We start from the raw sequence: 7728 nt of genomic DNA on the forward strand, positions 1-7728 counted from the left end.
TTCCCTCAGCGAAGGACATATAGAAGGACACACATGTCTCTTCCAACCGAGCAACTGCTGCTCGAACGCTTCATGAAGCTCTCCATTGCCACCGCAGTGGCCACGATCGCGCTCAAGGTCATCGCTGCTGCGGTGACGGGGTCGGTGGGCTTTCTTTCCGACGCCCTCGAATCCGGTGTGAACCTCGTGGCCGCCGTCGTGGGGTTTGTGGCTATCAAAATTGCGGCGAAGCCGGCAGACGCAAACCACCAGTTCGGCCACGGCAAGGCCGAGTATGTTTCCGCGTTGGTAGAGGGCGCGATGATTTTCGTGGCCGCCGCGATGATCATCTACACGGCCATCCGCCGATTTCTGGCTCCGCAGCCGCTGGAGCAACCTGGGCTCGGCCTCTTACTGTCACTCATCGCCTCCTTGCTGAACTTGGGTGTGGGCCTCCTGCTCGTGCGTGCAGGCAAGCAACACCGCTCAGCTACCTTGCAGGCGGACGGAAAGCACTTGCTTACCGACGTCTGGACGTCCGTCGGCGTCCTCCTCGGCATTGGTGCGGTCGCACTGACTGGCTGGCTGTGGTTGGACCCCGTCATTGCGCTGGCAGTGGGCATTAACATCTTGTGGACTGGGTATAAGCTGCTCAAGGAATCCTTGAGCTCCCTGTTGTCGGAGTCCCTGCCCAAAGAGGAACACGCCAAGTTGGATGCTTTGCTCAATGAGCTGGAGGGCCGTCACGATGTTTCCTTCACCTCACGCCGCACGGTCGCGGCAGGGCGCCAGCGCCTTGTTTACCTCACCATGGATGTTCCCGGCGAGTGGACGGTGCTGCACTCGCACACAATCGCCGACCGCATCGAAGACGCCATCGATGAGCTTTTTCCCGGTGCGGAAGTGTTTATCCATGTCGAGCCCGAAGGAACGGTTCATCGCCGCATCCTACGGATGCCGTAGGCTGGCTACGCCGCGCCCGCCTTCCATGACCCACGGCCAACTGAGGCCATTTCGAGTGAGGACGTTTGCTCGGATCTCATCGGGCACGATCCAATCCTTGTTGGCATAGCCCAGCAGGTATTCGTCGAAGGCGGGGAGTTCGAGCCGGATTTTTAAGGCACCGTCGATTTCGCTCGCGGTGACATCCTCCTGCCAGCCCGCCATCCACAGTGTCTGCCCATCATGGCTAACGGTCGTGGCCTCCGTGCTCGCAAGAGCCTTGGCAGCCTGGGATTTGCTGAGCTTGGACCATGTTTGGAGGTCGGCTACGGATACGGGGCCGTGGCCTTCGACATAGCGCTGGGCTAGCTCTGAGAGTGGCTTCTCTGGCTTGCGCTGGACGCTAGGCAGCGCGTCGACATGGAGGAAGGTCTCTTGGTTGCCAGCTTTTGGGCCCTGTACCAAGTCACCGGCACCGCCGAATGCGCGGAGTAGGTGGGAGCCCCTGCCTTCTGTGGGGTCCACTCCAACCTCAGCGAAAATCTCGTAGACCTCCGTGCGAGTGAGAGGCTCGGTGGCTGCGCCATGTAGTGCTTCCGAAGCTGCTGCCATCATGTCTTCGCTGAGCCCCAAGCTCGGTCGCCGGGATTTCTGGCTGGAGGCCACGCGCGGATAGAGCAAGCGGGACATCCAGCGGACGTCGGCAGCCGGCATGAAGTGCAGCGTGCCGCGCTGTGGCCAACAGCGCACCACGCGATAGTGTCCAACTTCACCGAGCACCTCTTGATCAGTGCAGCCGGCGCGAAGGGCTAGTGCTGTGATGCCGGCATCGTAGGTCTGCCCCTGCAGAGCGAGGAGATGCTCAGCGACGTCCAGCGCCGAGGCGAGCGATGGCCTCGCGGCCGATGGGGCGAGGCCTTGAGCAATGAGCCGGCGGGCTAGAAGCTCGTCGCGGTTAAGTTCCTTCATGGCTGTCTACATTAGAGCCGGAAGGTCTTCATCAGCTGCATGCCCGTCGAAACCAGCTGGCGGAAGCGTTCCGGTGAGACGTACTCCGACGGCGCAAGCGGGTGCAGGCGCTGCTCGGCCACGGTGCGCTCGTTGGCCCACAGGCGCATGCCGGTAATACCGTGGCGGTGGTTCAGGCCAGATTCCTTGACGCCTCCACCTGGCGCGGCGATAGAACCGTAGGCGGCGGCGAAGCCTTCGTTGATGTTGACCATGCCGGCCTCTAGCTGGGAGGCAACCTTCCACGCGCGGCGGGAATTACCGGACCATACTGAGGCAGAAAGACCGTAGGTGGTGTCATTGGCGCGCTGGATGGCCTCGGCATCGGAGCTCACCGGGTATACCGCCAACACTGGGCCGAAAGTCTCGGTGGCATAGAGATCCATCTCTGGGGTCACGCCGGTGAGCACGGTGGGCTCATAGAAGAAGGGCCCAAGATCCGGCCGAGCCTTTCCGCCAAAAACCACGGTGGCGCCCTTGGAGACGGCGTCCTCGACGTGGGCAACTACTGCATCGAGTTGGCGCTGCGAGGTCAGCGAGCCGATGGTGGCGGCATCGGAAAAGGCCGCCCCGAGCACCTGTTGGTCCAGAGCGTTTGTGAGTTCTGCGAGGAACTCCTCAAAGACGCTCTCGTGGACATAGGCGCGCTCAGCCGACATACACAGCTGCCCGGAGGAGGAGAAGGCGGTGCGTACGGCACCTTGGGCGGTGGGTTTAAGGGGGGCGTCGTCAAGCACGAGCATCGGGTTCTTGCCGCCCAACTCCAGCATGGTGGGGATGAGGTGCCCCGCGGCCTGAGTGGCAATCGACTTGCCAGCCTGGGTGGAACCGGTAAAGGAGAGCCCATCCACCAGAGGAACCAGGGCGTCACCCACCTCGGCACCCCGGCCGGGAACCAGTTGCCAGGTGGCCTCCGGAAGGCCCGCCTCAATGGCTAGGCGCCGAAGCAGAATTGCCGTCAACGTGGTCTGGGAGTCCGGCTTGTGCACCACGGCATTGCCGGCGGAGAGCGCTGCCAGAACATCGCCCACACCCAGGGACAGTGGGTAGTTCCACGGGGAGATGAGCCCCACCACGCCCAGCGGGTAATACTGGGTGCGGGTCTTAGTCAGCACGGGAAGCGCGCCGGGGTGGCGGTCGTTTCCGAAAGCTTTGCGGATGTTGATGGCATAGAAGCGCGCGCAGTTATACAGATCCATCAGCTCGTCATAAGCGTGGGAGCGGGATTTGCCATTCTCGGCCTGGATGAGGTCGAGGATGAGCTCCTCGTTCTCGTGGACGAGGTCGTGTAGGCGCAGCAGAATGGCGGCGCGGTCACCTTGGCCGACGCCGGCGCGCGCATAGATGACTGCCTTCTCGACGTCCCCGGCGGTGGCGACGGGGAAGCTAAAGAGCTCGTCACCGCTAAACGGCGCGTGGGCCTGGTGCTGCTCACCCGTGCCACAGACATCGCGGGCGGGGGCCGTATCCAAGAAATTGTGCACTCGCTGGGGCAGGCGTGTCTGAGTGAAGGTTTTCATGCGGTCTATTGTCCCAAAAATATGGGATGGTGCTATGAGTTTTTCGAGATTTGTCTCACAAACCAAATTAGTTGTGGTTAGGATGACGCTATGCCAATCATCGCGACCACTCCACAGGCCCAGGTGCGCTCGGCCGTTGAGCCGCTCGTCAGATCTGGAGAAAGCCCAGCGCCCGTAGGCGTCATTGACCTCGATGCATTCGACTACAACGCTGCACAGATGCCCACCCGCGCCGGGGGACTGCCCATCCGCGTGGCCTCGAAGTCAATACGCAGCGTGGCGGCACTACGCCGTGCCCTCGAACATGAGGGCTACCGAGGCATCCTCGCGTATTCCGTACCGGAGGCGCTGCATCTGGTCGGGGAGGGTTTCCGCGACATCGTGGTGGCCTACCCGAGTGTTAATCGGAAGGCCCTGCGTGAGCTCGCCACAGATGACACGGCGCGCGAGTCCATCACCGTCATGGTGGATAGCGTGGAGCTGTTGAGCCTGCTCGAGGGTTCCGTGCGCGTGGCCATCGATATTGACTGCACCCTCCACTTGCCGGGTGCGGTCATCGGCCCGCGGCGCTCGCCCGTGCGCACTCCGGAACAGGTCTCAGCGCTGGCGCGTGAAGTCGTTCGGCGCGGGCACAGGCTTGTGGGGCTCATGGCTTATGAAGGCCAGGTGGCCTCCGTCGCGGATGGCTTGCCGGGGCCGGTGGGAGCGGTCAAGCGTTGGTTACGTTCGAAGTCCATGGCCGACCTCGCTCCGCGGCGCCGAGCCTGCGTGGAGGCCGCGCGGGAGGTGGCGGACATCGAATTTGTCAACGGCGGTGGCACAGGCAGCCTCCAGGAATCCGCGGCCGAAGGAACCTTGACCGAGCTGGCCGCTGGCTCCGGCTTCTATACGCCAGCGATCTTCGATGATTTCACTGGCATCAACCACAAGGCGGCAGCGTTCTTCGTCTGTCAAGTATCCCGTGTGCCCGCGCCGGGCTGGGCCACGGTCAACTCCGGCGGCTGGATCGCCTCCGGCCCTCCCGCGAAGGATCGCGTCCCCGTACCGGTGTGGCCGGCGGGCCTTAGCTACTCCAGCACGGAGGGAGCCGGTGAAGTGCAGACCCCGCTGCACGGGGCTGACTTAGAAGTCGAGGACCTAGTGTGGTTCCGCCACGCCAAGGCCGGTGAAATGACGGAAAACGTCGACCGCCTTTTGGCCGTCGGGCACGACGGCGTTGATGTATGGGACACCTATAGAGGACAAGGATGGACACTCCGATGACAACCACATTTAGCAATTGGGCAGGATCGGTCACCACGAAACCGCAGGAGTTTGTACAGCCCGCCCGCATAGACGAGATCCCCGGAATTATTAGCCGCTCCCGCAGCGTGCGTGCGGTGGGCGCCGGCCACTCCTTCACTCCCATCGCGGCGGGGGAGGAGACGATGCTCAACCTTGACCACGTGAGTGGGCTGGTGAGCGTCGATAAGCAGCGCAAACGCGTCCGGTTCCTGGCCGGCACTCGCCTGCGAGACGTGCCCAAACTGCTGCGCCCGTTTGGGCTTGCTCTGGCTAACCAGGGCGATGTGGACCCGCAATCGCTGGCGGGCGCGATCTCCACCTCGACCCACGGCACCGGCATCAATTACACGGGCTTCGCGGGCACGGTCACTGGGCTGACGCTTATCGACGCCGACGGTAACACCCGCACCTATTCCATCGACGAGGACCCAGAACTACTTCGCCTCGTGGTGGTCAGCGTTGGCGCACTCGGTGTGGTCGTCGAGGTCGAAATGCAGTGCGTGGATGCCTTCGACCTGCTGGCTGAGGAGTCTGGCATTGCCTTCGATGAGTTGATGGACAACTGGGAGGAGCTCTCCCGCAGCGTCGACCACTTCGAGTCCTATTGGTTCCCGCATACCGACCGTGCGATGGTCAAGGCCAACACGCGCCTCGAACCGAATGGGGAGCGCCGCTCACGTCTCAAAGCACTTATCGACGACGAGCTCATTGGCAACGGCGCCTTTGCCGCCGCCTTGGCGTTGGGGTGCCTGATTCCGGGAACGATTCCGACCCTTAATAAGTACGCCACCTCGGTCATTTCTCATAATCGCTACCGTTCCGCCGCCCATGACGTGTTTGTCAGCCCGCGCCGGGTGCGCTTCCACGAGATGGAGTACGCGGTGCCGCTTGCCGACGGCCCCGCCACCGTTCGCGAAATCCGTCGCTTCATTGATGAGCAGGATTGGCGCATCGGATTTCCGATGGAGCTGCGCACGACGGCCGCGGATGACGTTGCTCTTTCGACGGCATCTGGCCGTGAGTCGATGTACATTGCATTCCACATTCCGCGTGCGTTGAATCCGCAGGACTACATGCCGAAGCTGGAACCCATTTTCCGCGCGGCCGGTGGCCGTCCGCACTGGGGCAAGATGAATTCCTTGTCCCGAAAGGACTTTGCTCAACTTTATACAAGATTTGATGAGTTCTGCGAGCTGCGTGAAAAGATGGATCCGGAGTGGAAGTTTGGTTCATCCTACCTGCGAAAACTGTTCGTGTAGGGGCGTCGTCAAGCGCCGTGCAACCCGTGATTTGGATTCGAAAGTATCTCTGATCTTTGGTAGCGTGTGGAAGTCTTAATTCCATAACGCTATCGAAGAAGGTGTCTCAAACGTCCTCTGAATCCCAGTCCCTCATTACGCCGACATTCGTGTTTGCGTGGTTGGTAAATTTCGCCCAGTTTACGGTCTTCTATCTGCTTGTGACCATCATGGCGCTCTATGCCGTGGAGCAGTTTCAGGCTTCGGATACGGCGGGCGGGTTTGCGTCCAGTGCCTTTGTGGTGGGGGCGACGATAGCCCGTCTATTCTCGGGCTACATTGTGGACGCGGCTGGGCGAAAGCGCTCATTGGTAGCTTCGCTCATTGTGGTGGCTGTAGCCATGGCGCTGTACATACCAGCGCACTCGTTGCCGATGCTTTTTGCCGTCCGTATTGTGCATGGCTTCGGATATGCGGTGGCCTCGACCGCTGTGATGGCAGTGGCGCAATCGGTGATTCCGGACCACCGTCGTGCCGAGGGGACCGGCTACTTCGCTTTGGGGACGACCCTAGCCACTGCCTTTGGCCCAGCAGCTGGTTTGGCGATTGTCCACCACGCTGGCTATAACACCGTGTTTATGGTGGCGCTGACACTCACGGTAGTGGCCTTGGGGTTGGGACTCGTCGTCAAGGCACCGGCGCAGGAGCGTCGAAGCGTCTCCTTCTCCTTGGGAAATATCGTGCACCCAGCGGTGGCGCCTTTTGGCGTCTTTATCCTTTTGGTTGGCGTCGCGTACACGGGCATCATTACGTTTCTTAACGGCTACTCCTCCCATGCGGGCCTGGAGAAGGGCGCTAGCTACTTCTTCCTGGCCTATGCGGTGGTGAGCCTCATTCTGCGCTTTGTGCTGGGCAAGCTGCAAGATCGTCGCGGTGACAACATCATCATCTATTCCTCGCTCGTCTTCTTTATTGCTGGCTTGGTAGTCCTTGCTCTGGCTGCAGCTGATTGGCAGATCATTGCTGCGGGTGCCTTGGTGGGGTTTGGTTACGGCTCAATTCTTCCGGCGGGCCAGGCTATCGCCGTGCGCCTGGTGCCGATGCACGAAATGGGTGCGGGGATCTCAACTTTCTTCTTGCTGCTAGACCTGGGTATTGGCTTTGGTCCGATTCTGCTGGGGCAGATCATCTCCGCGGCGGGCTATTCCGTCATGTACTGGATGTTGGCTGCCTTGATGCTAGTGGCCTCGGTGGTCTACTTCTTCGTTCACGGGCGCAAGGACATCGCGCGCGGTGATGTGCGGTACGAATAAATTACTCACTGGCGTCGCGCTTTCCGACGCCCAGTAGATCCCCATGCCCCACGTGCCACCAACAACGCGCGTGGGGAATTATTCGTTTTGTGCCAGTCACCGCTACTGATTGAGGATCGAACGGCCTAGCTAACCCGTGGTGGCTACCCCCGTTTATAGTAACGACTTGACGTGAATTTACTGCTGGCTATGGCTATGTGTCGTGGGGGTCGTAGAATCATGGTTAGAACATTTCTTCTAACTTTTGTTTCTCGGGGGAGACATTCATGACTACCACCGCCACGCACCCTTCAACCTCCTTTTTCTTCTTCTCAACAACGAATCCGAATAATCCACACGCCATAGCCCGCGCGGCAGCCCGCCGTGCCATCTATGACACCTGGCAGGCTGCCATGCCCAGCCTGCAGGCGGATATCAACACCACCGCTTTAAGCTTGGTGGCTG

General features: G+C 61.0%; 6 protein-coding genes. 4 read left to right on the plus strand and 2 right to left on the minus strand.

All coding sequences use genetic code 11. From position 1 onward, the window contains the following. Positions 1 to 33: 33 nt before the first annotated feature. Positions 34 to 942 carry a cation diffusion facilitator family transporter gene (locus HMPREF2698_RS05055; RefSeq protein WP_070562581.1) on the plus strand — a complete coding sequence of 303 codons (909 nt, stop codon included), beginning with the start codon at positions 34 to 36 and terminating at the stop codon, positions 940 to 942. Here the strand turns inward: HMPREF2698_RS05055 and HMPREF2698_RS05060 are convergent. Together HMPREF2698_RS05060 and HMPREF2698_RS05065 are read right to left on the minus strand one after the other, a co-directional pair. Next, positions 928 to 1890, minus strand: coding sequence for a winged helix DNA-binding domain-containing protein (locus HMPREF2698_RS05060; RefSeq protein ID WP_070562584.1), 963 nt, complete (start codon positions 1888 to 1890; stop codon positions 928 to 930). The two genes, HMPREF2698_RS05055 and HMPREF2698_RS05060, sit on opposite strands and share 15 nt — an antisense overlap. An 11-nt stretch (positions 1891 to 1901) precedes the next feature. Then, positions 1902 to 3449, minus strand: coding sequence for a succinic semialdehyde dehydrogenase (locus HMPREF2698_RS05065; RefSeq protein ID WP_070562587.1), 1548 nt, complete (start codon positions 3447 to 3449; stop codon positions 1902 to 1904). Positions 3450 to 3539: 90 nt separating this feature from the next. Here HMPREF2698_RS05065 and HMPREF2698_RS05070 point away from each other — a divergent pair, with 90 nt between their 5' ends. The 3 genes from HMPREF2698_RS05070 to HMPREF2698_RS05080 all read left to right on the plus strand — a co-directional run bounded on the left by HMPREF2698_RS05070 (position 3540) and on the right by HMPREF2698_RS05080 (position 7284). After that, positions 3540 to 4712: an alanine racemase gene (locus HMPREF2698_RS05070; protein WP_070562590.1), complete on the plus strand. Its 1173-nt coding sequence runs from the start codon at positions 3540 to 3542 to the stop codon at positions 4710 to 4712. Then, positions 4709 to 5992: a D-arabinono-1,4-lactone oxidase gene (locus HMPREF2698_RS05075; RefSeq protein WP_070562593.1), complete on the plus strand. Its 1284-nt coding sequence runs from the start codon at positions 4709 to 4711 to the stop codon at positions 5990 to 5992. Before HMPREF2698_RS05070 ends, HMPREF2698_RS05075 begins: the two co-directional genes overlap by 4 nt. Positions 5993 to 6093: 101 nt before the next feature. Further along, positions 6094 to 7284 carry an MFS transporter gene (locus HMPREF2698_RS05080; RefSeq protein ID WP_070562596.1) on the plus strand — a complete coding sequence of 397 codons (1191 nt, stop codon included), beginning with the start codon at positions 6094 to 6096 and terminating at the stop codon, positions 7282 to 7284. The last annotated feature ends 444 nt before the right edge of the window (positions 7285 to 7728 follow it).

Source organism: Corynebacterium sp. HMSC072A02 (genome assembly GCF_001810085.1).
Classification (GTDB): Bacteria; Actinomycetota; Actinomycetes; order Mycobacteriales; family Mycobacteriaceae; genus Corynebacterium; species Corynebacterium hesseae.